The organism is uncultured Negativicoccus sp. (assembly GCF_902480485.1).
Classification (GTDB): domain Bacteria; phylum Bacillota; class Negativicutes; order Veillonellales; family Negativicoccaceae; genus Negativicoccus; species Negativicoccus succinicivorans.
Genome location: NZ_CABSTC010000002.1, coordinates 1 through 24,946, shown reverse-complemented (window position 1 = coordinate 24,946; position 24,946 = coordinate 1). Strand labels below are relative to the sequence as shown.

Annotated in this window: 26 protein-coding genes and 1 other annotated feature; of the genes, 25 read left to right on the top strand and 1 reads right to left on the bottom strand. The window is 52.7% G+C overall.

The annotated features are described in order from the left end of the window. Positions 1 to 147: 147 nt before the first annotated feature. From fsa to RDN69_RS00310, 12 genes are all read left to right on the top strand, one after another. On the top strand, positions 148 to 801 hold the full coding sequence (fsa, locus tag RDN69_RS00365; protein ID WP_024048723.1) for a fructose-6-phosphate aldolase: 654 nt from the start codon (positions 148 to 150) through the stop codon (positions 799 to 801). A 12-nt stretch (positions 802 to 813) separates the two neighbouring features. After that, complete coding sequence (gene glpX / locus RDN69_RS00360) at positions 814 to 1,776, top strand: class II fructose-bisphosphatase (protein ID WP_024048722.1); 963 nt, start codon at positions 814 to 816, stop codon at positions 1,774 to 1,776. 142 nt (positions 1,777 to 1,918) lie between these two features. Continuing rightward, positions 1,919 to 2,491, top strand: coding sequence for an HD domain-containing protein (locus RDN69_RS00355; RefSeq protein WP_024048721.1), 573 nt, complete (start codon positions 1,919 to 1,921; stop codon positions 2,489 to 2,491). A 384-nt stretch (positions 2,492 to 2,875) separates the two neighbouring features. Next, positions 2,876 to 3,952, top strand: a complete 1,077-nt coding sequence (serC, locus tag RDN69_RS00350) for a 3-phosphoserine/phosphohydroxythreonine transaminase (RefSeq protein WP_273261548.1) — start codon at positions 2,876 to 2,878, stop codon at positions 3,950 to 3,952. Positions 3,953 to 4,026: 74 nt separating this feature from the next. Continuing rightward, entirely contained in the window at positions 4,027 to 4,662 is a 636-nt protein-coding gene (locus RDN69_RS00345) for a histidine phosphatase family protein (protein WP_024048719.1), read from the top strand. Between the two features lie 59 nt (positions 4,663 to 4,721). Then, the gene (serS, locus tag RDN69_RS00340; protein WP_024047948.1) at positions 4,722 to 6,011 is read left to right on the top strand and encodes a serine--tRNA ligase; all 1,290 of its coding nucleotides are present in this window, start codon (positions 4,722 to 4,724) and stop codon (positions 6,009 to 6,011) included. Between the two features lie 138 nt (positions 6,012 to 6,149). After that, positions 6,150 to 7,601 (top strand): trigger factor, encoded by a 1,452-nt coding sequence (gene tig / locus RDN69_RS00335; protein ID WP_024047949.1) that lies wholly within the window; start codon positions 6,150 to 6,152, stop codon positions 7,599 to 7,601. A 41-nt stretch (positions 7,602 to 7,642) separates the two neighbouring features. Then, entirely contained in the window at positions 7,643 to 8,251 is a 609-nt protein-coding gene (clpP, locus tag RDN69_RS00330; RefSeq protein WP_024047950.1) for an ATP-dependent Clp endopeptidase proteolytic subunit ClpP, read from the top strand. A gap of 9 nt (positions 8,252 to 8,260) precedes the next feature. Further along, positions 8,261 to 9,502, top strand: coding sequence for an ATP-dependent Clp protease ATP-binding subunit ClpX (gene clpX / locus RDN69_RS00325; RefSeq protein ID WP_024047951.1), 1,242 nt, complete (start codon positions 8,261 to 8,263; stop codon positions 9,500 to 9,502). Between the two features lie 55 nt (positions 9,503 to 9,557). Beyond that, positions 9,558 to 11,909 (top strand): endopeptidase La, encoded by a 2,352-nt coding sequence (lon, locus tag RDN69_RS00320; protein ID WP_288218077.1) that lies wholly within the window; start codon positions 9,558 to 9,560, stop codon positions 11,907 to 11,909. Positions 11,910 to 11,911: 2 nt separating this feature from the next. Further along, positions 11,912 to 12,574 carry a ribosome biogenesis GTP-binding protein YihA/YsxC gene (yihA, locus tag RDN69_RS00315; protein ID WP_024048299.1) on the top strand — a complete coding sequence of 221 codons (663 nt, stop codon included), beginning with the start codon at positions 11,912 to 11,914 and terminating at the stop codon, positions 12,572 to 12,574. Further along, on the top strand, positions 12,567 to 13,040 hold the full coding sequence (locus RDN69_RS00310) for a hypothetical protein (RefSeq protein ID WP_024048300.1): 474 nt from the start codon (positions 12,567 to 12,569) through the stop codon (positions 13,038 to 13,040). Before yihA ends, RDN69_RS00310 begins: the two co-directional genes overlap by 8 nt. Positions 13,041 to 13,087: 47 nt before the next feature. Here RDN69_RS00310 and RDN69_RS00305 read toward each other — a convergent pair whose 3' ends face one another. Then, positions 13,088 to 14,023, bottom strand: coding sequence for a hypothetical protein (locus tag RDN69_RS00305; RefSeq protein ID WP_273261540.1), 936 nt, complete (start codon positions 14,021 to 14,023; stop codon positions 13,088 to 13,090). A gap of 169 nt (positions 14,024 to 14,192) precedes the next feature. Between RDN69_RS00305 and RDN69_RS00300 the strand changes: the two genes are divergently transcribed. From RDN69_RS00300 to fusA, 13 genes are all read left to right on the top strand, one after another. Then, the gene (locus tag RDN69_RS00300; RefSeq protein WP_024047995.1) at positions 14,193 to 14,702 is read left to right on the top strand and encodes a flavodoxin family protein; all 510 of its coding nucleotides are present in this window, start codon (positions 14,193 to 14,195) and stop codon (positions 14,700 to 14,702) included. 45 nt (positions 14,703 to 14,747) lie between these two features. Continuing rightward, positions 14,748 to 15,728, top strand: coding sequence for an ABC transporter substrate-binding protein (locus tag RDN69_RS00295; RefSeq protein ID WP_288218076.1), 981 nt, complete (start codon positions 14,748 to 14,750; stop codon positions 15,726 to 15,728). A 121-nt stretch (positions 15,729 to 15,849) separates the two neighbouring features. Next, a complete protein-coding gene (locus RDN69_RS00290; protein WP_273261537.1) occupies positions 15,850 to 17,337 on the top strand; it encodes a DUF1538 domain-containing protein in 1,488 nt (495 codons plus the stop codon). Beyond that, on the top strand, positions 17,307 to 17,993 hold the full coding sequence (locus RDN69_RS00285) for a P-II family nitrogen regulator (protein WP_273261536.1): 687 nt from the start codon (positions 17,307 to 17,309) through the stop codon (positions 17,991 to 17,993). Before RDN69_RS00290 ends, RDN69_RS00285 begins: the two co-directional genes overlap by 31 nt. A 51-nt stretch (positions 17,994 to 18,044) precedes the next feature. Further along, positions 18,045 to 18,114, top strand: a sequence feature (ribosomal protein L21 leader region). An 11-nt stretch (positions 18,115 to 18,125) separates the two neighbouring features. Then, the gene (gene rplU / locus RDN69_RS00280) at positions 18,126 to 18,440 is read left to right on the top strand and encodes a 50S ribosomal protein L21 (RefSeq protein WP_024048625.1); all 315 of its coding nucleotides are present in this window, start codon (positions 18,126 to 18,128) and stop codon (positions 18,438 to 18,440) included. Positions 18,441 to 18,443: 3 nt separating this feature from the next. After that, positions 18,444 to 18,761: a ribosomal-processing cysteine protease Prp gene (locus RDN69_RS00275; RefSeq protein ID WP_024048626.1), complete on the top strand. Its 318-nt coding sequence runs from the start codon at positions 18,444 to 18,446 to the stop codon at positions 18,759 to 18,761. A 4-nt stretch (positions 18,762 to 18,765) separates the two neighbouring features. Next, positions 18,766 to 19,050 carry a 50S ribosomal protein L27 gene (gene rpmA, locus RDN69_RS00270; protein ID WP_024048627.1) on the top strand — a complete coding sequence of 95 codons (285 nt, stop codon included), beginning with the start codon at positions 18,766 to 18,768 and terminating at the stop codon, positions 19,048 to 19,050. A gap of 169 nt (positions 19,051 to 19,219) precedes the next feature. Further along, on the top strand, positions 19,220 to 20,653 hold the full coding sequence (gene putP / locus RDN69_RS00265; protein WP_374042368.1) for a sodium/proline symporter PutP: 1,434 nt from the start codon (positions 19,220 to 19,222) through the stop codon (positions 20,651 to 20,653). A gap of 53 nt (positions 20,654 to 20,706) precedes the next feature. Then, complete coding sequence (locus RDN69_RS00260) at positions 20,707 to 21,294, top strand: C-GCAxxG-C-C family protein (protein WP_024048629.1); 588 nt, start codon at positions 20,707 to 20,709, stop codon at positions 21,292 to 21,294. Positions 21,295 to 21,546: 252 nt separating this feature from the next. Then, positions 21,547 to 21,795, top strand: a complete 249-nt coding sequence (locus RDN69_RS00255) for a ribosomal L7Ae/L30e/S12e/Gadd45 family protein (RefSeq protein WP_024048630.1) — start codon at positions 21,547 to 21,549, stop codon at positions 21,793 to 21,795. Between the two features lie 84 nt (positions 21,796 to 21,879). Then, positions 21,880 to 22,254 (top strand): 30S ribosomal protein S12, encoded by a 375-nt coding sequence (gene rpsL / locus RDN69_RS00250; protein WP_024048631.1) that lies wholly within the window; start codon positions 21,880 to 21,882, stop codon positions 22,252 to 22,254. Between the two features lie 37 nt (positions 22,255 to 22,291). Continuing rightward, complete coding sequence (gene rpsG, locus RDN69_RS00245) at positions 22,292 to 22,762, top strand: 30S ribosomal protein S7 (RefSeq protein WP_024048632.1); 471 nt, start codon at positions 22,292 to 22,294, stop codon at positions 22,760 to 22,762. Positions 22,763 to 22,780: 18 nt separating this feature from the next. Continuing rightward, positions 22,781 to 24,865, top strand: a complete 2,085-nt coding sequence (gene fusA, locus RDN69_RS00240; protein WP_159822928.1) for an elongation factor G — start codon at positions 22,781 to 22,783, stop codon at positions 24,863 to 24,865. The last annotated feature ends 81 nt before the right edge of the window (positions 24,866 to 24,946 follow it).

Below are 24,946 nucleotides of genomic sequence, written 5' to 3'. Positions count from 1 at the left end.
GATGCCGGTAGTTTTCATTACGGTTTTGACGGTTTTCTTTTGGAAATATCTGGCGGGCCGAAAAAATGCTCGCAGGAGAACTGAGACAAAGCGTAATGATGTCGTTTGTGCTACAATAAATATCGATTGTGATGAAGGGTGAACGGAATGAAATTTTTTATTGATACGGCGATTGTGGATGAAATTCGCGCGGCGCACCGTCTGGGAGTGGTGGCCGGCGTAACGACGAATCCGTCGCTGATGGCAAAAGCGGGTCAGGACCCCAAAAAAGTTATTCAGGAAATAGCTTCTTTTGTGGACGGTCCGATCAGCGCGGAAGTATTGGCGGAAGACGCGGACGGTATGGTGCGCGAAGGTCGCGAATGGGCGAAAGTGGCACCGCAAGTAACGGTCAAGGTACCGCTTACAGCGGAAGGTTTGGCGGCTACGCGTGTACTGGCTGATGAAGGCATCAAAGTCAATGTCACGTTGATTTTTAACGCGAGCCAGGCGCTTTTAGCGGCGCGTGCGGGCGCTGCGTTTGTCAGTCCCTTCATCGGACGACTGGATGACATCGGCGCGAACGGGTCTGAGCTCGTGCGCACGATTGCGACTATTTTCAAAGAACATCATATTGCAACGGAAATTATCGCAGCGAGCATCCGACGTCCGCTCGATATTACCGAAGCCGCTCTGGCGGGAGCGCACATTGCGACGGTCCCGTATAAAGTGCTTTTGGCGGCGCTTGAACACCCGTTGACGAAAGCGGGGATCGAGCGTTTTGCGGAAGACTGGCGGCAAGTGACACAAAAGACAAAGTAGGAGGCGCAAGTAATGGACAGGATTTTGACACTGGAATTTGTACGAGTCACCGAAGCGGCGGCGATCAAATGCGGACGCCTGGTCGGTCGCGGCGATAAGATCGGCGCCGATCAGCTCGCTGTTGACGGTATGCGCAGCGAATTTGAAAAGGTGCACATCGACGGTGAAGTCGTCATCGGCGAAGGAGAAATGGACGAAGCACCGATGCTTTACATCGGTGAAAAGGTAGGTCTCGGCGGTGACTCGGTGGATATCGCGGTCGATCCGCTCGAAGGTACCAACCTGGTCGCCAAAGGACAAAACGGCGCCATTGCGGTACTTGCGATTGCCCCGCGCGGTTGCCTTTTGCACGCTCCGGATATGTACATGGAAAAAATCGCGGTCGGACCGCGTGCGGCCGGACGCATTGATATCAACGCGCCGGTCAAAGAAAATCTGCGCCGGGTTGCGGAAGCGATGGAACGCTCGGTCGATGACTTGAGCGTCGTCATCTTGGATCGGGAACGACATGCCGATATTATTCGTGATTGCCGTGAAGCGGGCGCGCGAATCCGTTTGATCACGGACGGCGATGTCACGCCGGCGATCGAAGTCGGCATTGAAGGTTCGGGTGTGCATATGCTCATCGGTACCGGCGGCGCGCCGGAAGGCGTTTTGGCCGCGGCCGCTTTGAAATGCCTCGGCGGCGACATGCAGGGACGTTTGGTGCCGCACAGCGATGAAGAAGTACGTCGCGCCAAAGAAATGGGCGTCGCGGATATTCATCAGGTGTTTACCATTGATGACCTTGTGAAAGGCGACGACTGCATCTTTTCCGCCACCGCGATTACCCCGGGCAATACATTGCGCGGTATTCAGTATTTCGGCGGCGGCGCGCGTACACAGACCGTCGTGATGCGCTACAAGACGGGCACCGTTCGTTTTGTCGACACCATTCACAAATTCGGTAACCGCGGCATGAGCATTAAACTGTAAAAAGCAGTCGGTAAATCATAAACAATATCCGGTTTTGCCGGAGTATAAAAAGGAGCGGCGGCGGCCGCTCCTTTTTCGTATCTGTTTTGTGTTTGCCGAAAATGCGTGGTATAGTGATGAAAAACGAAAAGGGAGTGTTGTAATGAAACCGACACGGGAACAGGCAAAACAACTTTTACTGGAATACACGGACTCCCAGGCGCTCATTCGCCATGCGCTGCAAGTGGAAGCGGCGATGTTGCATTTCGCCGATTATTTTGGCGCGGAGGATCGGGAAAAATGGGGTGTGATCGGTCTTTGCCATGATTTGGATTATGATCGCTATCCGGATCAGCATTGCACGGTGACGAAGCAGATTCTGGAAAAAGAAGGCTGGGACGAAACCTACATTCGCGCCATTATGTCGCACGGTTACGGCATGGTGACGGATGTCAAACCGGAAACGACGCTGGAAAAAACGCTCTATGCGGTGGACGAACTTACGGGCATTATCAATGCCGCCTGTCTGTTGCGGCCGAGCAAATCGGTATTGGATCTGACGGTGAAATCGCTCACGAAAAAATTTAAGGATAAACATTTCGCCGCCGGTTGCAATCGTGATGTGATCACACAGGGTTGTGAAATGCTCGGTATGGAGCGCCAGGAATTTTTTGCGGAAACAATCAAAGGTTTACAGGAACGCGCGGAAATCGTCGGCCTGAAAGGAAACATATAATTTGAAAAAAGCGGTGCATACCGCTTTTTTGTGCGTAGGCAATGGCGCGTGTTGACATTCGCGAGGCTTTGTGATACGCTTTGGCTAATTAAAAAAGCAATGCCACGAAGGAGAATATCCGTAACCGAAGGCACAGAGAGCAGGCGGTGGTGCAAGCCTGTCCGTACGTTACGAGGTTCCGCTCCGGAGCAACAGGTGAAGAGCCTGGCGGGCACGCCCGATACAGCGTAACAAAGTTGGCCGTAGGCAATTTGGGTGGCACCGCGAGATCTCTCGTCCCAGTGAGGATGGGAGCTTTTTTATTACCGAAAATATTGGTCACATGCCGCTCGTTATTCACGACATGGTGCGCGCTATGAAGAGTGCGAGCGGGGGAGGATTTATATGACGGAACGCGTATTTAATTTTCATGCCGGACCGGGCGCACTGCCGGCAGAAGTGCTTCAACAGGCCGCCGCGGAAATGATGAACTACCGTGACACCGGCATGGGTGTCATGGAGCTTTCGCACCGCAGCGATGCCTATCAGCGTTTGCATCAGGACGCGCGGGAACGCTTGCGTAAACTGCTCGCGATACCCGCGACGCATGATGTTCTTTTTCTGCAAGGCGGCGCCAGTCATCAATTCGTGATGATTCCGGCGAATTTCGCCAAAGGCGGTCGGCTCGGCTATGCCGATACCGGCATCTGGGCCAACAATGCGATGCAGCAGGCGAGTTTGTACGGCACGACTTACAAAGTGACGGACGCGAGCGCGGGCGGGTATCGCACGATTCCCATGGATTTCCATGTGAAAGAAGACACGTCCTACGTGCATATTACGTCGAATAATACGATTTACGGTACGGCGTACCGGGACTTTCCGAAGCTCGACGTGCCGCTCGTCGCCGATATGAGTTCGGATTTGCTGTCGCGGCCGCTTGATGTCGGACAGTTCGGCTTGATTTATGCGGGCGCGCAAAAAAATATCGGGATCGCCGGCGTGACGATCGTCATTATTGATCGCGACTGGATGGCCAAAGGCAATGAACGCTTGCCGAAAATTTTGCAATACCGCACACATGCCGAGGCGGACTCGATTTTCAATACGCCGCCGACGTACGCGATATATGTTTTAGGACTCGCGTTGCAATGGGTCGAAGCGCAGGGCGGTGTGGCGGAAATGGACCGCCGCGCGCAGGCGAAGTCCGAGCGGATTTATGAAGTGCTCGATCGCTATCCCGAAGTCTATCGACCGCACGCCGAACGCGCGTACCGATCGCGGATGAATGCAGTGTTTACATTGTATGACGAAGCGCAAACGGAGGATTTTGTGCGGGCGGCGGCCGCAGCCGGTTTTGTCGGCATCCAAGGGCATCGCCGTATCGGCGGGTTGCGTATTTCTCTCTACAACGCCGTGCCCGGGGAAGGGGTCGAAAAACTGGCCGACTGGATGGACGATTATGCGCAACGGCATCGGTAACGAAACGTATATTTCATGCGCAGCGGCGCGGCCGATGAGCGCCGGAACGGCAAAAAGAGACGGGAGGGATGCCGATGTTACGACTGTTGTTAGCGCGGCACGGCGAGACGAAATGGAATCTTGAAGGACGCTACCAGGGGCAGGTCGATACCGAACTTTCCGACCTCGGGCAAACGCAAGGCGAAAAGCTTGGCGAGAGTTTGCGCGTGATGCCGATCGATGCGGTATTGGCAAGTCCGTTGCGCCGCGCGCGGGAGACGGCGGAGTATTGCGCGAAGTGGCACGGACTTCCCGTCGTTGCCGACGCGGATCTGACGGAGATTGCTCACGGCGCCTGGGAAGGGAAATTGGTGGCGGAAGTAGCGCACGCCGACGGGGATCGTCTCACCGCCTGGCGCACAAAGCCGCAGACGGTGACGATGCCGCAAGGGGAATCGCTGCATGATGTCGCACGGCGTGTCGAGCGCGCGTTGGCGCGCTACCGTACGCAGTATGACGGTAAAACACTGCTGGCAGTGGCGCATGACGCGGTGAACAAGGTGGCGCTTTGCCGGATTCTCGGGCTCGATCTCAGCCATTTTTGGCAGATTCAACAGGATAACGGTTGCGTCAATGTGCTGACTTACGACGGCGGCTGGCGAGTGCTCGCGGTCAATGTCAATACGCACCTCGGTTATTTGTACAGTCAAACGGAGCAAAAAAGCCTTTAATACCGTCTTTACAAAGACGTGAGATATTAATTTATTTAGAAATAAAAAGGAGCGATATTATGTTGGATATCAAATGGATTCGTGAAAATACCGATCGGGTACGGGAAAATTTAAAAAATCGTCATCATGACGCCGATGTGGATGAAATTATCCGCTTGGATGAAGAACGCCGCACGTTGCTTGCGGAAGTGGAGCAATGGAAAGCCGATCGCAACGCGGCGAGCAAGAAAATCGCCAAATGCAAAAAAGAGGGCGGCGACGCATCTGAAATCATCGCCCGCATGAAAAAAGTCAGCGATGCGATCACGGGCCATGATCAACGACTGCGTGATGTAGAAGAAAAGCTTCACCAACAGATGCTTGAAATCCCGAACGTTTGTGATGCGAGCGTACCCGTGGGCGAAGATGAAAATGATAATATCGAAGTACGCCGTTATGGCACGCCGCGTGAATTCGGTTTTGAAGTGAAAGCCCATTGGGACATCGGCGCGGGTCTGGGCATTTTGGATCCGGAAACCGCGGCGAAAGTCACGGGCGCGCGCTTCCATTACTACCTCGGCGCAGGCGCGCAGCTGGAACGCGCGGTGTACAATTTCATGCTGGATATGCACACGCAGGAATTCGGTTTTATCGAAGTCATTCCGCCGTACATCATCAATGAAGACAGCATGATCGGCACCGGTCAGCTGCCGAAGTTCGCGGAAGACATGTTTAAATTGGAAGGTCTGCCGTACTACCTGACACCGACGGCGGAAGTACCGCTGACGAATTTCCATCGCGATGAAATTATCAACGGCGAAGTTTTGCCGCAGCGTCTCTGCGCTCTTACGCCGTGCTTCCGCGCGGAAGCGGGATCGGCGGGACGTGATACGCGCGGTCTGATTCGCCAGCACCAGTTCCACAAGGTGGAAATGGTCAAATTCGCGAAGCCGGAAGAATCCTACGAGGAGCTTGAATCCATGACGCTCGAAGCGGAACAGATCTTGCGCCGACTGGCGTTGCCGTATCGCGTCATCACTCTTTGCACCGGTGATATCGGTTTCTCCGCCGCGAAGACATATGATATCGAAGTGTGGATGCCTGCCCAGGAAACCTATCGCGAAATTTCTTCTTGCTCGAACTGTGAAGCATTCCAGGCGCGTCGCGCCAACATCAAATTCCGTCGCAGCGCCAAAGACAAACCCGAGTACGTACATACTTTGAACGGTTCGGGTCTTGCCGTCGGGCGCACGGTCGCGGCGATTTTGGAAAACAATCAGCAGCAGGATGGCTCGGTCATCGTACCGAAAGCCCTGCGTCCGTACATGCATGGTTTGGAAGTTATCACGCCGGTTAAGCCGCTGCGTTAATCCCATTAACGTTTATCTTACTGACAACCGCCCCGTTCAAGGGGCGGTTGTCATTTTGACGGTAGTATGGTAATATTTATTTTATGAGTATATGAAAATGAGATTGCTATGACTGCATTTAAAGGAGGACATATTTAGATGAAAGTAGAAGTTAAACCGGTAGATCAGCACCAGGTATCTTTATTGATTGAAGTACCGGCGGATGCTGTGAACCAAGGTATCCAATCGGCAGTACAACGTATCAGCAACCAGGTGAGCATCCCGGGTTTCCGTAAAGGCAAAACGCCGCGCAAAATTTTGGAAGCGCATTTCGGTAAAGACGCGATCATGGCGGAAGCCAGCGATCTGATCGTCAATAAATACTACGACGAAGCGCTGCGCGAACAGAATTTGGTACCGGTTACCCGCGCCGATGTAGACGTGGAACAGTTTGAAGAAGGCAAGGACATGAAATTCAAAGTCACCTTCATCAAAAAACCGGAAGTCAAATTGGGCGACTACAAAGAATTGAACGTCGAACATAAACATCAGAAAGTCACCGATAAAATGGTCGACGAACAGCTGGAAGCCATTGCCAAACAGCACGCCAAACTGACCGTTGCCGAAGGCGCGGAATTGGCGAACGGCGATTTGGCGATGATCGACTTCAAAGGCTCGATCGACGGCAAACCGTTTGACGGCGGCGAAGGCAAATCCTATCCGCTCGAAATCGGTTCCGGCAGCTTCATTCCGGGCTTTGAAGAACAGCTCATCGGCCACAAAGCGGGCGATGAAGTGACGGTCAAAGTACAATTCCCGAAAGAATATTTCGTGCAGGAACTCGCCGGCAAAGATGCGGAATTTGCGGTCAACGTGTTGGACGTAAAACGCCGTGAAATGCCGGAATTGAACGATGAATTTGCGAAAACCGCGAGTTCGTTCGAAACGCTTGCTGAACTGAAAGCAATGGTTCGTCAACAGATGCAGGAAAATATTGACAACCATGACCGCGAAGAATTCCAGAATAAATTGATCAAAACGGCGGTCGATAACGCGGAAACGGATATTCCGAATGCGATGGTGGAAGGCCGCATCGATCAGATGATCGAAGAGCTCAAACTGAATTTGGAAAGTCGCAACATGAAATTTGAAGACTACCTGGAACAGTCTAAAAACTCGCTGGAAAAACTGCGTGAAAACTATCGCGAAGCGGCTCTTGCCAATGTCAAAACGGACTTGGTATTGGAAGCTATTTGCCAAGCGGAAGACATTCATGTAACGCCGGAAGATATGAACATGGAAGTGTACCAGATGGCGCAGAATTTCGGCGCGGATCCGAAAGATGTCTGGGGCATTATCCAAAAAGAAGGACGCATTTCGATGCTCGCGGGTACCGTAGCGCGTCGTAAAGCGGCGGCCTTCATCATCAACAACGAGAAACATGATCACGACGAAGTAGCGGAAAAAGAAGAAAAAGCGAAACCGTCTGACGCCGAAGCGGCGAAAGAGGAAAAACCGGCGAAAAAAGCCGGCGCTAAAAAAGCAGCGGCTAAAAAAGTTGCTAGAGATGCAGACAACGAAGAAAAGGACGCTGAAAAAGCGGAAAAATAAGACCGTCGTTTTCTTCTGTAAAGAATAACGAGGTGGATTCATTGAATTATGTACCGATTGTGGTAGAGCAAACGGCGCGGGGCGAACGTTCCTATGACATTTACTCCCGCCTGCTCAAAGACCGCATTGTCTTTTTAGGGGGTCCGATTGACGACAATGTCGCCAACATCGTGATCGCTCAACTGTTATTTTTGGAAGCGGAAAGTCCGGATAAAGACATTCACATCTATGTGAACAGTCCCGGCGGCGTCGTTACCGCAGGACTTGCGATTTACGACACCATGCAATACATCAAGCCCGACGTCTCGACGATTTGCGTCGGTTCGGCTGCCAGCATGGGAGCCGTTCTCTTGGCGTCCGGCGCGACCGGCAAACGCTACGCGTTGCCGCATTCACGCGTCATGATTCACCAGCCGCTCGGCGGCGTGCAGGGACAGGCGACGGAGATTGAAATTCATGCCCGCGAAATCCTGCGCATGCGCGAAGAATTGAACAACATTTTGGCACGCCACACGGGGCGTACGCTCGATGAAATCAATAATGATACCGAACGCGACCATTTCCTTTCAGCGGCAGAAGCGCTGAAATACGGTCTGGTTGACGAAGTTCTCGATCGTCCGTTGCCCCCGCCGGGTGCCGCGACGAAATAAGGAGGACATGTGCGCAATACTACTGCTACACCACCGGTCTGCAGTTTTTGCGGCCGGTCCAACGATGAAGTCAAAAAATTAATTGCCGGTCCCGGGGTCTATATCTGCGATGAATGTATCGGCGTGTGCGAACACATTTTGCAAGAAGAATTGCGCGCCGAACACAAGGCGAGCGCGGAAGAACTGGTAGTACCGTTACCGCGCGAAATTAAAGACCAACTGGACCAATACGTCATCGGTCAGGAGGACGCCAAGAAAAGTTTGGCGGTCGCCGTGTACAACCATTACAAACGGTTGCAGAGCGATGTCGACTCCGATGATGTCGAATTGCAAAAATCCAATATCGTGTTGATCGGTCCGACCGGCAGCGGTAAAACGCTGCTCGCGCAAACGCTGGCGCGGTTTCTGAATGTGCCGTTCGCGATTGCCGACGCGACCAGTTTGACGCAGGCGGGCTATGTCGGCGACGACGTGGAAAATATTTTGCTGCGGCTGATTCAGGCGGCGGATTACGATATTGAACGCGCGCAACGCGGGATTATCTATATCGACGAGATCGATAAAATCGCGAAACGCACGGAAAATACATCGATCACGCGTGACGTTTCCGGGGAAGGCGTGCAACAGGCGCTGCTCAAGATTTTGGAGGGGACGGTCGCAAGTGTTCCTCCACAGGGTGGGCGCAAGCACCCCAACCAGGAAATGATCATGATCGATACGACGAACATTCTCTTCATTTGCGGCGGCGCGTTTGACGGGATCGACCGTTACATTTCGCGACGCATGGCGAAAAAGACGATCGGTTTCGGCGCGGATATCGTCCGCAAAGAGGAACAGAATGTGGCGGAGATCTTGACGCATGTGCAGCCGGAAGATCTGCTGAATTTCGGTTTAATTCCCGAGTTCATCGGTCGTTTGCCCGTGCTTGTCACGCTCGATCCGTTGGATAAAAAAGCCTTGCTCAGAATTTTGACGGAACCGAAGAATGCGCTTGTCAAGCAATACCGTAAATTGCTGGAAATGGACGGCGTGGATTTGACGTTTACGCCGGACGCGCTTTCCGCCATTGCTGACGAAGCGCTCGCGCGCAACACCGGCGCGCGCGGTTTACGAGCCATCATTGAGAAAGTGATGCGCAACGTGATGTTTGAGGTGCCGACGCTGAAAAACGTGAAGCAGGCGACGGTGACAAAAGAAACCATTCAGGACGGAGCGGAGCCGGAACTGGTATATCGCTCGCAGGTTGAGTAAAAACGGGTTCCTCCGGGAACCCGTTTGTTTTATAGTAATCAGATAAGGAGGGAATATGGCGCAAAATGAAATCGAGGGCAGCATGAAATTTCCGTTGTTGCCTTTATGTGATGTGACGCTTTTCCCCCAGATGGTGACCGGTATCGAAGTCGGTCGTCCGCAATCGGTAGCCGCCGTGCGCGAGGCGATGCAGGGCGACGGCTATGTGGCCTGCGTGATGCAGCGTCATATGGATACGGACAACCCGGGTATTGACGATTTGTATACCATGGGCACCATCGGTAAAGTAAAACAAATCTTGCAGCTGCCGGACGGCGTGCTGCGTGTACTTTTAGAAGGGGTTACGCGGGTTCATCTGCTGGATATCGAAGCGACGGGTGCGTGGCAAACGGCGGAAGTGATCGACTGCGTGCTGGAAGAAAGCGATTCGCCCCTGTTGGAAACCTATCGCCGCGATGTGGTCAAGCGGTTCGGCGAGTGGCTGGAACACGCCCAAATCACGATGGAAAGCGATGCGCTTGCGCAATTTGAAGCATTGACGGATCCGGGTGAAGTGGCCGACTTCGTCACGATGTACCTGCCGCTTGCGCCGGCCGTGCGCCAGCGTATTCTCGCGGAACTTTCCGTAGAGCGTCGGTTGGTGGCCGTACGCAAATTTCTCTTGGCGGAGCAGGAAATCGCTACGCTGGAGAAAAAGCTGAACGCAGAAGTCCGCCAAGGCATGGATAAAAATCAGCGCGAATACTATTTGCGTGAAAAATTGCGCGTTATTCGTGACGAGCTCGGCGATCACATGGAGATCGACGAAGAAGTTGATGAGTACCGTAAAAAATTGGTCGCACTTGAGCTGCCCGCCGCATCCGCGGAAAAAATTGAAAAAGAAATCAAACGTCTGGAAAAGACGCCGCCTTTGACACCGGATGCGGCCGTTTTGCGCAATTATCTGGACTGGATTTTTGACTTGCCGTGGAATACGGAAAGCACGCTCGCGACCGATCTGAAAGAAGCGCAGGCGGTGCTGGACGCGGACCATTTCGGTTTGACGAAAATCAAAGAGCGGATTTTGGAGCATTTGGCGGTACGGCAGTTGACGCAATCGCAAAAAGGACCGATTCTTTGCTTTGTCGGGCCGCCGGGCACCGGTAAAACCAGTTTGGCGCAATCGATTGCGCGTGCGCTCGGCGCGGAATTTACCCGTGTTTCGCTCGGCGGCGTGCATGACGAATCGGAAATCCGCGGCCATCGCCGTACGTATATCGGCGCGTTACCTGGACGACTGATTCAGGGTATTGCGCGCGCGAAGACGAAAAATCCGGTGTTTTTGCTGGATGAAATTGACAAGCTCGGTAACGATTTTCGCGGTGATCCCGCCTCGGCTTTACTGGAGGCGCTCGACCCGCAGCAAAACGGCACCTTCAGTGATCATTTCATCGAATTGCCGTTCGATTTTTCCAATGTCTTTTTCATTACCACGGCCAACACGACCAATTCGATTCCGGAGCCGCTGTTGGATCGCATGGAAGTCATTACGCTTTCGGGATACACCGAAGAAGAAAAAGTGGAAATCGCCAAGCGTTACCTTTTGCCGCGGCAAATTAAGGAAAACGGTCTGGCGAAAAGCGATGTCCGTCTCAGTCAGGCGGTGCTGCGCCGCTTAATTCGCGATTACACGCGCGAAGCGGGCGTGCGTCGTCTGGAGCAGGTGATCGGCAGCGTTTGCCGCAAATTGGCGAAACGTAAAGTGATGCGGGAAGAAGCGCTCACTGTCACCGTCAAAAATCTTGAAACCTTGTTGGGACCGGCGCGGTACCTGACTCCGCCGCAAGATCGTCGCGACGAAGTGGGACGCGTGACGGGACTCGCCTGGACGCAGGTCGGCGGGGAAGTTTTGAACACGGAAGTGACGGCGTTTAGCGGGTCTGGTAAAATGATCTTGACAGGCCAGCTCGGCGACGTGATGAAAGAATCCGCGCAGGCGGCGTACACCTATGTGCGCAGTCGGGCGGAAGGGTTGCATCTGGCAGCTGATTTTTATCGCACGATCGATATTCACATCCATTTACCCGAAGGCGCGATCCCGAAAGACGGACCGTCGGCGGGCATCACGATGGCGACCGCTATCGCCTCGGCCGTGACGAAATGTCCGGTACGAGCCGATACCGCGATGACGGGTGAAATCACCTTGCGCGGACAGGTGCTTGCCGTCGGCGGCATCAAAGAAAAGGTGCTGGCGGCGCATCGGGCCGGTATTCGCCGGATTCTTTTACCGAAAGAAAACCGCCGCGATCTGGCGGATATTCCGCAGAGCGTGCGTGACGATTTGGTTTTCCATTTCGTTTCCCATATGGATGAAGTGCTGCAGCAGGCTATGTCTGAACCGGTAAAACAGAAACGGGGTGAGGCGTAACGATGGCAGAGGAATCATTTCGTATTGTAGAATCATCCTACTTGTTATCCGCGGTGAAATTATCGCAATGCAAGAAAGATGATTTGAAAGAGATCGCCTTTATCGGCCGATCCAATGTCGGAAAATCATCACTCATTAACTCGTTGTGCAATCACCGGGGACTGGCGATGGTCAGTCGCGAACCCGGTAAAACGCGCACGATTAATTATTTTTCCATTCGCTCGAAACAAGCTGTCGACGGCGCGGGCGATGCAGGCGAAAGCGAACAGAATTGGTACCTGGTAGACTTGCCGGGGTACGGATTTGCGAAGACCGGTCACGAGAATCGTGATGCGTGGTCGGGTTTTATTGCCGACTATGCGGCGAATTCGCGACACTTGGCATTGATGTGTCTGTTGATCGATTTGCGGCATCCGCAGTTGCCGATTGATAAAAAAGCGTACCAGTGGCTGCGCGGTTTGGGCATGCCTTTGCAAGTCATCGGCACGAAGGCGGATAAGCTCGGGCAAAGTGACCGCCAGAAAAATATTCGGACGATCGCGCATGAATATCCGGGTGACTATCCGCCGCTGATGTATTCATCGAAAAATCATCTGAATCGTCAGGCTTTATTGCAGGTGATTCAGAGTTTTGTGGTCGATCCGCAGGAGGCGCCGCATGCATAAAAAAATCGCCGCGCTGTTGCTCGGCATTGGTATCGGCATGATGCCGTGGACAACGTTTGCGTATAATCACTACGCGCCGAACTCGTTTGATGAAGTGGAACGCTACACCGCGGGGTACCAGGCGGCGGCGACGCTGATTGAAGAGGGAGCCGCTCCCGGTTACGACGCGACGTTGCTCGAACGTCCGCATTTGACGCGCTTTGAATTGGCGCGCGCCGTGGCGGCGATGCTGCGCGACGGCCATTTGACTCCGGCGCAGCGGGAAGCATTGACGCCGACGCAAAAGGAATACGCGCGCGAACTGCAGGCGTTAGGCGTCGGGACCGAGTCAAAACCGCGCGGTAACATTGAAATCAGCGGCGATTTACGTTTGCGCCACACCGAAGGAACGGAATCCGAAAATGATGCGCGGGTACGCATTGGCGCCGTCTATACGACGAACTCAAAAGTAACAACGGCTGAATAATGGATTTTCGGACAATAAAAAAACGGCTCGGATGAGCCGTTTTTTGTTTACCAAAGTTTCCATGAAGTCGGCACGTACAGCAAGTCGGTAATGCCGTGCGGCGCCGGTTGCACCAGGAAAAGGCACAACACCGCGAGAACGACAAGGCCGAGCGCAATCGGGTTGGCTTCGCCGCGTTCGCTGACCTGATAGTAGCCGAAGAGCCGAATGGCGATCGTCGCCGCCAGCGCCGTGATCAAACCGGAAAGGCTGATGATGCCGTAGACGATATTGGCCGCGACAAAAGTGAGAAACACGACCGGAACAGTGACTATCGCCAAGTAGCGGGCAAGTGTCGAGACGCGTTGACGTTTGAGATCGCGCAGCCAATCGCTCCATTCCAGACCGCAGAAACCGAGCAGGAACCAGGCCGCATAAATCACCGCATCCCAAGTGGTCTGCAAGCGTTTACGATTTTTGCCGAGCCAGAAAATGAGACCCGTGGCGATCAGGATCAGGACCCCGCAAACCAAGTAATAGTACGGCGCGGGAATCACGGACAGCGCCAACAGACCGAGCAGCGCCGGAATGAAACCGAAGACGGAATATTTTACGAGCGTCATGCGTGTCGGGCGCTGATCAATCGGTAACTCCAGATAGAGCATCGCCAGGACCTCCATCAGGAAGAAACCGACGAAGGACGCGATCGCGTAAAACGGATTGGCGACGAGCGTGAAAGCGACAAACAGCACCGGAATTAAAATTCGCCAGCCCTTAAAAATTCGTAACGTTTTGAAGCTTAAGCGTTCTCCCTGCGTATGAATAGTCAACTGCATAAACGCGAGGAAGGTCAGCATCATGCCGATCGTTTGCATCGGCGTAGCACCTAAATACAGAAAACAGCAAAGCACCAAAGCCGACAGGTTGGCGCCGGTGAAACGCGCGAGTAACGCGCAAAAAAAGCCGATGTTCAAATACGGCAACGTGGCGAACAAGAAATCCATAATTGACTCCTTTAATCTCTATTAATATTCTTTAAGTATAACGGAGTGGCCGTCGACTTTCAAGTAAGGACTTGCAAGTAAACGGATGGAATTAATTATTTGCAGGAGCGCGCATTCTTGCTACAATAAAGGCAGAGCATTTACTGACAGAGATCCTGGAGGGGATAGTATGGCGCAAACAATTATGGTGACCTATGCGTCGCAAACAGGCAATACCAAACAGGTAGCGGAAGCCATTGCGGATGAATTGGGCGTTTCGGCCGTACCGATGGAAGCTGCGGATCCGTCCCAAGCGGAGTGCATCGCGGTAGGATTTTGGGTGCACGCCGGTAAGCCTTGTGAAGAAGCAACACGCTTTCTGGAAAGTCTTGCAGGGAAAAAAGTGTTTTTGTTCGGCACGATGGGAGCGAAACCATCGGAAGAGCATGCGATTCTGAGCGCGCGGGCGGCGCGTGACATGATCGCGGAACGCAACTTGCTCTTGGGACAATTTATCTGCCAGGGTAAATTGGCGGATACGATTCAAAAAGAAGTGACCACGTTGGTTCGCTTTCCGTACGGTGAGCCCGTGACATTGACGCGAGACATGATGGCGGACTCGGCGTCGCATCCGGATGCGGCGGATCTTGCGACGGCTCGTCAAGAGGCCCGCAAGGCATTTGCCAAAGTACGCCGGTAAGTTTCGCTTGTCGCCGCGACAAGCACTCTGTAAAGCGAGGCCATAATGAATCAAAAACGGAAACGAAAATGGATGATCGTCGTCGGCGTGATCGTTGTGCTGGCCGCGGTCGTATTGTTGTTGCGCGGATTCGGTGAGAAAACGCCGAAGACGGTGAAAACGACGCAGCAGCTGACATATACGGACAGTTTGGAACGGGAAGTGACTTTTAACGCGCCGACGCAGCGCGTGATTGCGCTGGATAATATCGAAGCCAAAATTGTGGACGCGTTAGGCGTGACGCCGTTGGCGGTTACGACGCATGCGAGTTTACCGCAACGTCTGGCGGACAAGTGGAAGGCGTTGCCGCAATTGAGCGCGAGTCCCAATCCGGCGGAGATCGCCGCACTTTCACCCGATATCGTTGTGGGTCCGGCCACGCATGTATCGCCGGAGTGGATTACTGATTTGGCGGAAGATAAGGTGCCGGTGCTTTTTTGGAAAACGGAATCATTGGCGGATATTGAAAATCGGATTTATTTCTGGGGCGCTGTTTTGGGACGAGAACCGGCCGCGGAAAAAATTGTCCACAGTATGGAAACGAGCATTGAAAAAACACGCGATGCATTCGCATCGGTGCCTCCGAAACATGTGTTGATTATTGATGTGAACGATAACGGTGTAGGCGCCTGCGACAGTCATACGTTGATCGGAAACTTGGCGCAGCTGATTCCGATGGTCAACCTGGCCGATGAATTGGCGGATGCGCCGCGTGACAAGGAAGGCCTGATCCCGATCGAAAACGTGATGGAGGCCAACCTGCAACCGCAAGCCGTGATCGTTCTGCGCGAACAGGATGCGGCATCGCCGGGAGCCGCGGCTTGGGAAGAGTTGGAATCGTCCGCTTATTGGCAAACATTGCCGGCGCTGGCATCCGGCAATGTAACGATGTTTACCGATGACGAGATCTCCGCTACGGTAAGCGTGCGAGCGGCGGATGCTGTTGCACTGCTTGCGAAAACTTTATACGGACCGCGTGATTCGTAACAAACACGCTGATCAAAGAGAGGCGCTCGCCTCTCTTTTTTTGTATCGCCATTTCGGGAGAGTAATTAAAGCATTATGTTATAATGATTTTATCTGAATCGGGAAAGTTTGGGGTGAATTGATGGGGATATTCGGCGAAAAGTTAAAAGAAGTGAGCCAGTCGGTGTTGCCGATTGTAGTATTGATTTTTTTACTCCATTTTTTTCTGGCGCCGCTGTCATTTGATATTTTGCTGCGTTGCGTGGTAGGTACGGCGTTGATTATCTTGGGATTGACCGTGTTTCACGTCGGCGTGGAAATCGGCGTCAGTCCGATCGGGATGCATTTAGGTCATGCCGTAACGAAGTACGGCAAGATGATTATGGTCGTTATGAGCGGTCTTGTCCTCGGCTTTGCCATATCGATGGCGGAGCCGGATCTGCGAATCTATGGACAGCAGGTAGAACTCTTTACATCGGGTTACATGACGGAAATGATGCTGGTGTACGCGGTGTCGGCGGGGATTGCCGTCACTCTGGCATTCGGACTGTGGCGTATCGTTCGTTCCTTAGCGTTGAAACATGTCTTTTTTCTGTTTTACGCAATGATCGGTCTGCTTTGCCTTTTGGTGCCGCGCGAATTTATTGCGCTTTCATTTGATGCCTCCGGCACCACGACAGGGGCGATGACGGTACCTTTTTTCCTCGCGTTGGCCGCCGGCGTTTCCAGTATTAAATCATCGGACGCGGTAGCCGCCGAAGAAGACAGTTTCGGTTTGGTCGGGATCGCCTCCGCGGGCGCTATCCTGGGTGTATTGCTGATGGCGTTCGGTACGGCGCAGCAACCGTTTGCGGCGAATGTGACGGTGCCGGATCAGGCGGCGTTGGAACCGTTTTGGCAAAGTCTCGGTCATTTGGTTCCACATATGCTCTTGGAAGTCTTTTTAAGTATTTTGCCGGTCACACTGCTTTTTTATTTAGCGCATTTTTTTATAGAAAAAGTGCGTGGCGCGGAATTTTTCCGAATTAACGCGGGTGTCGTCTATACCTATCTCGGTCTTGTGATCTTTATGACCGGTGTTAATTTCGGTTTTAACCGCGCGGGGTATGAGCTCGGTATGGAGATTGCACGGCTGGAAGGATCGGCCGTTTTGGTATTCGTCGGTTTGGTCATCGGCCTCGTCGTTATTTTGGCGGAGCCGGCCGTGTTTCCGCTTGTCAATCAGATCGAGGATATCACCAGCGGCTATGTACCGCGCAAACTGGTCTTAATCGCCTTATCGCTCGCCGTCGGCAGCGCGGTGGCGCTTTCGATGCTGCGCATTGTGTTGCCGGGTTTGGAATTGTGGCATATGCTGTTGCCCGGTTACTTGATTGCGATTGCGTTGTCGTATTTCGTACCGAATCTGTTCGTCGGCATGGCGTTTGACTCGGGCGGTGTCGCCTCCGGACCGATGGCGGCCACATTCGTATTGAGCTTTGCCAGCGGTGCGGCACGACACTTTCCGGGCGCGGATGTGTTTTTGGACGGATTCGGTGTCGTGGCGTTGATTGCGATGATGCCGATTGTCGCCTTGCAACTTCTGGGCATGGTCTTTCAATGGAAACAGAAACGGGGGAACGAGGCATGAGGGAAAGCTGCTATTGGATAATGGTCTTTGTGTTGAATCACGGCGAGGGCGCGGATCTGAGCGCGGCGTTTCATCATGAACACGTCAGCGGCGTCACCGTGATGCCGGCCAAAGGATCGATCTCGAACTCCTTTCTGGCGAAGCTCGGAATGCGCGAGATTCGCAAAGACTTGGTGTTCGCCATTGAAGAACGCGAGCGGGCGCGTGTGCTTTTGCCGCAAATGGTCGAGCGTTTTAAACTGGTGAAGAAAAATCGAGGAATCGCCTACGCGCTTCCCATTACCGGTATCTACGGATCGCATACGCTGAACGAATGCAAAGTTGAAAAGGAGGAAGGGGAAGACATTATGTGGCAGGTCATCTATACGGTCGTCGATAAAGGGGGCGCCAACGCCGTCATTGAATCGGCAGGGGCCGCCGGCGCGCGCGGCGGCACGATTTTGCGCGGCCGCGGTTCGGCGTCGCGCAATACCACGATGATTTTCGACTTCCCGATTGAACCGGAAAAAGAAGTCGTTATGGTTTTAGCGCCGCAAGAGAAAGTGCAAAGCATCGTCGGTGCCATTTCCAACAAATTACACATCGATGAGCCGGGGCACGGGATTATTTTTGTACAGGATGTGGCCGCGGCTTACGGCTTGGTCGAACAAAAATAAAACTTGACTTGCCGGTATCGATTCTATATAATTGAAAAGTCATAGTGTGTGACTATGACACAACCGCTCGAAGAGGTTTTCAAAGCGAACGCTACCATATTCGGCGAGTCTGGTTATAGAGGAGGTGCAACTATGTACGCAATTATTCAAACTGGTGGTAAACAGTACCGTGTCGAAGAAGGCAAAGTCATTACGGTCGAAAAACTCGCGCAGTCAGCGGATGAAGCGATCGAATTTGCCGAGGTGTTGTCCGTTGTAGATGGTGACAACATGCAGTTCGGCGCTCCTTTCGTTAAAGGGGCCACGGTCAAAGGCAAAGTGCTTACACAGGGGCGCGGTAAAAAGATCCGTGTCTTCAAGTACAAATCGAAATCGAATTATCGTCGTCGCCAAGGTCACCGTCAGCCTTTCACCAAAGTCCTGATCGAATCGATCGCTTTGGCGTAAGCCATGATCCTGGTAGAAACACAGGTAACGGACGGGTTTTGCACAGGGTTTTCCGTTAACGGACATGCGGATTATGCCGAACACGGCTCCGACATTGTCTGCGCGGCGGTCTCTGCCGTGACATTAACAACGGCCGGCGGTCTTAAAGGGGTAGCGAAATTTCGCGGACATTATGAGACGCAGTCGGGAATGCTCACGGTTCAACTTACAGATGCACCCGATGCCCGTTCCCAATTACTGATTGAAACTATGCTGAACGGATTGCGCCAAATTCAGGCGCAGTATCCTGAACGGCTCACCATTAGAGAAAGACGGAGGTGAAACCATGTTTACATTTGATTTACAGTTATTTGCTCATAAAAAAGGGCAAAGTAGTACGCGTAACGGTCGTGACTCCCAAAGCAAACGCCTCGGTGTCAAAGTTCACGACGGTCAGATGACTAAAGCCGGTGCGATTATTGTTCGTCAACGCGGCACGAAGTTCCATCCGGGTACCAATGTGGGTATCGGTAAAGATGACACGTTGTTTGCAAAAACGCCCGGCGTGGTCTCCTTTGAACGTCTGGGACGCCACCATCGTCAGGTCGTAGTTCGTCCGGTCGAAGCGTAACCAAAACGAAAAAGACGCCCGCAAGGGCGTTTTTTTATTGCGAAAAAGAGTTAGAATTTCGCTTCTGCGGCGCATTGTGGTAAAATGAAAAAATATTAGGGTAAAGGAAGTGGAGTCATTGGCAACGAACTGGCATGTCATCGGCGCCTTCGCCATTTATTTGGGCGTGATGGTCTATATCGGTATGTATTATTATCGCCGTTCAAACGAGCTGAGTGATTATATTTTGGGTGGGCGGAGCTTGGGTCCGTGGATCACCAGCATGAGTGCGGAAGCATCCGATATGAGCGGGTGGATGCTGATGGGACTGCCGGGGCTTGCGTATTTGTCGGGGCTGCCCGCGATGTGGACTGCCGTCGGTCTGGCGCTCGGCACATGGGCGAACTGGGTGTTTATTTCCAAGCGCTTGCGTAACTATACGGAAATTGCCAATGACAGCTTGACGATTCCCGATTTCTTGAATAATCGCTTTCATGATCACAGCAACATGCTGAACCTGGTTTCGGCGATTTTTACTTTTATCTTCTTTTTAATTTATACGTCGTCCGGTTTTGTCGCCGGTGGCAAGTTATTTGAAACGGTGTTCGGACTGCCCTATGTCTGGTCGTTGCTGATTACCGCGGGAGTGGTTATTTCCTATACGTTTTTGGGCGGTTTCATGGCGGTCAGCTGGACGGACTTCATTCAAGGGATCATGATGTTCTTCGCCATTCTCCTGGTGCCGATGACGGGGATGTTCGCGCTGGGGGGCTTCGAAGAGACCATGGCTCGTTTGCAGGCGACGGTGCCCGGCCATTTTGCTCTTTTTGATCCGGCGATCGGTACGGGCGCGACGATCATCATGCTGATTTCATCGCTGGGCTGGGGACTCGGATACTTCGGTCAACCGCACATCCTGGTGCGTTTTATGGCGATTCAGAATGCGGACGAATTGCATAAAGCCACCCGCATTGCCATGACTTGGGTCATTATTTCGCTGGCGGCGGCAGTCTCGGTCGGTTTTGTCGGTCGCGTTTACTGGCCGACGCTCTTGGAAGGCGCGGATGCGGAACGTATTTTCCTGCTGATGAGTAGCTCGTTGTTCACTCCCTTCGTCGGCGGTTTTATTTTGTCGGCGGTCTTGGCGGCGATTATGAGCACATCCTCGGCGCAGCTTTTAGTGACGTCGGCGACGATCTCGAAAGACTTTTATAAAAATTTCGTGCATCGCGGCGCCGGTGAGCGGGAGTTGGTCTATGTCAGTCGATTGACGGTACTGTTGGTGGCTGTCTGCGCGATTTTGCTCGCGCTCAATCCGAACAGCTATATTTTAAATATCGTTGCCTATGCATGGGCGGGCTTCGGCTCTGTGTTCGGACCGGTTGTGGTATTGTCTCTCTTTTGGCGGCGGATGACGCGCAACGGCGCGTTGGCCGGCATGCTTGTCGGCGGTATTACCGTACTCATTTGGAAACAATTTGAGTGGTTCGGCTTGTATGAAATTGTCCCGGGATTTTTATTCGCGTCGCTGGCGATTATCGCGGTCAGCTTGTGGGATTCGCCGCCGCGTAAAGAAATTACAGACGATTTTGACGAAGCCAATCGTCGCCATATTCTCGGCTGACTGGTTTTTTTCGTCGCATTCTCTTATACTGTAAGTAAAGGGGAGGGGAGCGTATGGAAACGATCGATTGGAGCAAATTGACGCCGGAAGAACGTGTCGAGCAGTACGCTATTGAAAATTATAAGCACGGCTTAAACTGCGCGGAATGTGTGCTTTCTGCATTGCAGCGCGAGGGAGCACTGGATATCCCCAAAGAAGCGGTCGGTATGGGGGTCGGTTTTGGTGGCGGAATCGGTCTTTCGGGATTAACTTGCGGTGCGCTATCGGCCGCCGTCTTGGCGAACGGCCTACGTTACGGTCGTAAGGATCCGTATACCGTTCCGGCAGAGGAACGGGGTAAGGAAGTCGCCGGTAAATACTACCGACGGTACCATGCGCTCGTGCGCGAGTTTGTCGCGGAAAACGGTTCACCAACTTGCGCCGAAATTTCGGCACCGCACGGTGCATGGGAATCACGGGAACGTCGTATTCATTGCTTGCAACTGATCGGCCGTGCCGCACGACTTGCCTATCGGTACTTGCAGATGCCGCAGGACGAAGCATTTGCACTGCCGTACGAAGGCAAGACAATGAAGCAGTTCGACGGCGCGAAACCGGAAACATTACCGTATCCCACACCGCATTTAGTGATCAGGAAATAAATAATGAAATTCTAATCTGAGCACAGAAATGTCACTTTGGCAATAAAAAAGGACACAGCGCATCGGCTCTGTGTCCTTTTTTTGCGGAGAGGTTTTAAACACCCGGTAACGTGTGATAGATAAATGCGATAAACAGGAGCTTTATGAATAAAAATTATTGACATGTTCGATTTGCAATGATATACTATTTGAGTGTCTGTGATGAAGTAAGTTTTATTACTTGCGCACTAAACAACGGAAAGGATGAGACAGATGAGCTTGGAAGAATTGGCCCAACAGCCGTTTGTTGTCGGGGCGAAGGAAGCCGGCCGTGCTGTCCGCGACGGTCGCGCCAAAGAAGTGTGGCTGGCCCATGATGCACAAGAGCGGATTACCCAACCCTTGCTGCTTTTGTGTCAGGAACAGGGCGTGCCGGTAGTCGCGACATACAGTCGCGCCGAACTTGGCGAGGCGTGTAAGTTGCCGGTTAAGGCGGCGGCAGTCGCAGTCCTTTGCAGCTAGTCTGATTTTGGTAATATTTTTTGCCGTCATCCGGCGGCGGGAAATCAATTATAAATCTTCATGATTGAGAAAGGAGGGAATTCCATGCCGACAATTAACCAGTTGGTTCGCAAAGGTCGTGAGACTTTGCAGGAAAAATCCAAAACTCCGGCGCTGAAAAACAGCCCGCAAAAACGTGGTGTTTGCACTCGTGTGTACACAGCTACACCGAAGAAGCCGAACTCCGCGTTGCGTAAAGTAGCACGTGTACGTTTGACAAATGGCATCGAAGTATCCGCTTACATCCCGGGGATCGGTCACAACTTGCAGGAACACAGCGTTGTCTTGATCCGCGGCGGTCGTGTCAAGGACTTGCCGGGTGTTCGTTATCATATTGTTCGCGGTGCTCTGGACACAGCAGGTGTACAGGGGCGTATGCAATCGCGCTCGAAATATGGCGCTAAATCCGCTCAGAAATAATAAGATAACAAATACCATTATATAAGGAGGAACTGACATGCCGAGAAAAGGCCCAGTAACGAAACGTGACGTTCTGCCGGATCCCGTGTATGGATCTAAAGTAGTTACACGTTTCATCAATAAAGTAATGCTGGATGGCAAAAAAGGCATTGCGGAAAGCATTGTCTATGATGCATTCGATATTATTCGTTCAAAAACGGGCAAAGACCCGTTGGAAGTTTTTGAACAGGCGTTGGAAAATGTTATGCCTGTCTTGGAAGTACGTGCTCGCCGCGTCGGCGGTGCGAACTACCAGGTGCCGGTTGAAGTCCGTTCGGATCGCCGCTTAACTTTGGGCATCCGCTGGATGGTCGGCTATGCTCGCCAGCGCAGCGAACGCACGATGCGTGAACGCGTTGCCGGCGAATTGATGGATGCGGCCAACAACACGGGCGCAGCCATTAAGAAGAAAGAAGATACACATAAGATGGCGGAAGCAAACAAAGCGTTTGCCCACTATCGTTGGTAATTACGAAAGGAATCTATCGTGGCTAGAGAATTTACGTTACAAAATACTCGCAACATCGGCATCATGGCCCACATTGATGCCGGCAAGACCACGACCACGGAACGTATTCTGTTTTACACGGGACGCGTGCACAAAATCGGTGAAACACACGAAGGTGCCGCTACCATGGACTGGATGGACCAGGAACAGGAACGCGGGATTACGATCACGTCCGCGGCGACGACTTGCCACTGGAAAGGCAATCGTATCAATATTATCGACACGCCCGGTCACGTGGATTTTACGGTCGAAGTTGAGCGCTCCTTGCGCGTGCTCGACGGCGCGGTCGCGGTGTTTGACGCGAAAAGCGGTGTAGAACCGCAATCGGAAACGGTTTGGCGTCAGGCAGATCACTACGGTGTACCGCGTATCGCATTCATCAACAAGATGGATACGACGGGTGCGGATTTCTACGCAGCCGTTGAATCGATGAAAGAGCGCTTGGGCGCTAACGCTGTGCCAATCTCATTGCCGATCGGTGCGGAACAGGATTTTGAAGGCATCATCGACTTGATCAAGATGAAAGCTTGCCATTATGAAGGCGATCACGGTATCGATATCGTCGAAAGCGAAATTCCGGCGGATATGTTGGATAAGGCTAAAGAATATCGCGCGAAGCTGATTGAAGCGGTAGCGGAAACCGATGACGAACTTATGATGAAATACTTGGAAGGCGAAGAACTCACTACCGAAGAAATTCAGGCGGGCATCCGCAAAGCGACGATTGCCACCACAATGAACCCGGTAGCCTGCGGTTCCGCTTACAAGAACAAAGGTGTTCAGGAATTATTGGATGCCGTAGTCGCGTACATGCCGGCTCCGACGGATGTACCGGCGATCAAAGGCGTCAACCCGGATACGGGAGAAGCGGACAGCCGTCCTTCAGACGACAACGCACCGTTCTCGGCCTTGGCGTTTAAGATCATGACCGACCCCTATGTCGGTAAACTTTCCTTCTTCCGCGTGTACTCCGGTACGCTCGAAGCGGGCTCGTACGTTTACAACTCGACGAAGGGTAAACGCGAACGTGTCGGCCGTATCTTGATGATGCACGCCAACCATCGTAGCGAAATTGACAAAGTATACAGCGGCGATATTGCGGCGGCCATCGGTTTCAAGGATGTCACCACCGGCGATTCGCTCTGTGATGAAAAGAACCCGATCATTTTGGAAAAAATGGAATTCCCGGATCCGGTTATCTCCGTTGCGGTAGAACCGAAGACGAAAGCCGACCAGGAAAAAATGGGGATTGCACTGCAGAAACTGGCGGAAGAAGATCCGACGTTCAAGGTTCATACCGATGCCGAGACCGGTCAGACGATCATTGCCGGCATGGGCGAACTTCACTTGGACGTATTGGTTACCCGTATGTCGCGCGAATTTAAAGTTGAAAGCAACATCGGTAAACCGCAGGTTGCTTACCGTGAAACGATCCGCAAAGAAGTCGAGTCGGAAGGTAAGTTCGTACGTCAGTCCGGCGGTCGCGGTCAGTATGGTCACTGCTGGTTGAAACTCGAACCGATGGAACCGGGCTCCGGTTTCACCTTCGAAAACAAAATCGTCGGCGGTGTCATTCCGAAGGAATACATTGGACCGGTACAGGCCGGTGTCGAAGAAGCGATGCAGACCGGCGTTGTTGCCGGTTACCCGATGGTAGACATCAAAGTTACCGTTTTCGACGGTTCGTACCATGATGTCGACTCCTCGGAAATGGCCTTTAAGATTGCCGGTTCCATGGGCTTCAAAGCCGGTGCGCAGAAAGCGCAGCCGGTGCTCCTCGAGCCGTACATGCGTGTCGACGTTGTCGTACCGGATGAATACATGGGCGACGTTATCGGTGACTTGAACTCCCGCCGCGGTAAAGTGGAAGGCATGGAACCGCGCCGCGGTGCGACAAACATCAAATCGTTCGTACCGTTGTCCGAAATGTTCGGTTACGCGACCGACTTGCGTTCGAAGACGCAGGGCCGCGGTAACTACACCATGACGTTTGATCATTACGAAGAAGTGCCGAAAGCGGTCGCGGAAGAAATCGTCGCGCAGCGCAGCGGCAAAAAAGCATAATCATCATCTATTAGGAGGAAATTCAAATGGCAAAAGCACATTTTGAACGCAGCAAACCGCACGTTAATATTGGTACCATCG

Coding starts and splice junctions, on each gene's coding strand:
- rplU (WP_024048625.1), top strand. CDS start 18,126: ATGTACGCAATTATTCAAACTGGTGGTAAACAGTACCGTGTCGAAGAA.
- lon (WP_288218077.1), top strand. CDS start 9,558: ATGGCGCAAAATGAAATCGAGGGCAGCATGAAATTTCCGTTGTTGCCT.
- yihA (WP_024048299.1), top strand. CDS start 11,912: ATGGCAGAGGAATCATTTCGTATTGTAGAATCATCCTACTTGTTATCC.
- glpX (WP_024048722.1), top strand. CDS start 814: ATGGACAGGATTTTGACACTGGAATTTGTACGAGTCACCGAAGCGGCG.
- rpsG (WP_024048632.1), top strand. CDS start 22,292: ATGCCGAGAAAAGGCCCAGTAACGAAACGTGACGTTCTGCCGGATCCC.
- RDN69_RS00260 (WP_024048629.1), top strand. CDS start 20,707: ATGGAAACGATCGATTGGAGCAAATTGACGCCGGAAGAACGTGTCGAG.
- serC (WP_273261548.1), top strand. CDS start 2,876: ATGACGGAACGCGTATTTAATTTTCATGCCGGACCGGGCGCACTGCCG.
- rpmA (WP_024048627.1), top strand. CDS start 18,766: ATGTTTACATTTGATTTACAGTTATTTGCTCATAAAAAAGGGCAAAGT.
- rpsL (WP_024048631.1), top strand. CDS start 21,880: ATGCCGACAATTAACCAGTTGGTTCGCAAAGGTCGTGAGACTTTGCAG.
- RDN69_RS00310 (WP_024048300.1), top strand. CDS start 12,567: ATGCATAAAAAAATCGCCGCGCTGTTGCTCGGCATTGGTATCGGCATG.
- fsa (WP_024048723.1), top strand. CDS start 148: ATGAAATTTTTTATTGATACGGCGATTGTGGATGAAATTCGCGCGGCG.
- putP (WP_374042368.1), top strand. CDS start 19,220: ATGGTCTATATCGGTATGTATTATTATCGCCGTTCAAACGAGCTGAGT.
- RDN69_RS00305 (WP_273261540.1), bottom strand. CDS start 14,023: ATGGATTTCTTGTTCGCCACGTTGCCGTATTTGAACATCGGCTTTTTT.
- tig (WP_024047949.1), top strand. CDS start 6,150: ATGAAAGTAGAAGTTAAACCGGTAGATCAGCACCAGGTATCTTTATTG.
- RDN69_RS00275 (WP_024048626.1), top strand. CDS start 18,444: ATGATCCTGGTAGAAACACAGGTAACGGACGGGTTTTGCACAGGGTTT.
- RDN69_RS00295 (WP_288218076.1), top strand. CDS start 14,748: ATGAATCAAAAACGGAAACGAAAATGGATGATCGTCGTCGGCGTGATC.
- RDN69_RS00290 (WP_273261537.1), top strand. CDS start 15,850: ATGGGGATATTCGGCGAAAAGTTAAAAGAAGTGAGCCAGTCGGTGTTG.
- RDN69_RS00355 (WP_024048721.1), top strand. CDS start 1,919: ATGAAACCGACACGGGAACAGGCAAAACAACTTTTACTGGAATACACG.
- RDN69_RS00345 (WP_024048719.1), top strand. CDS start 4,027: ATGTTACGACTGTTGTTAGCGCGGCACGGCGAGACGAAATGGAATCTT.
- serS (WP_024047948.1), top strand. CDS start 4,722: ATGTTGGATATCAAATGGATTCGTGAAAATACCGATCGGGTACGGGAA.
- RDN69_RS00255 (WP_024048630.1), top strand. CDS start 21,547: ATGAGCTTGGAAGAATTGGCCCAACAGCCGTTTGTTGTCGGGGCGAAG.
- RDN69_RS00285 (WP_273261536.1), top strand. CDS start 17,307: ATGGAAACAGAAACGGGGGAACGAGGCATGAGGGAAAGCTGCTATTGG.
- RDN69_RS00300 (WP_024047995.1), top strand. CDS start 14,193: ATGGCGCAAACAATTATGGTGACCTATGCGTCGCAAACAGGCAATACC.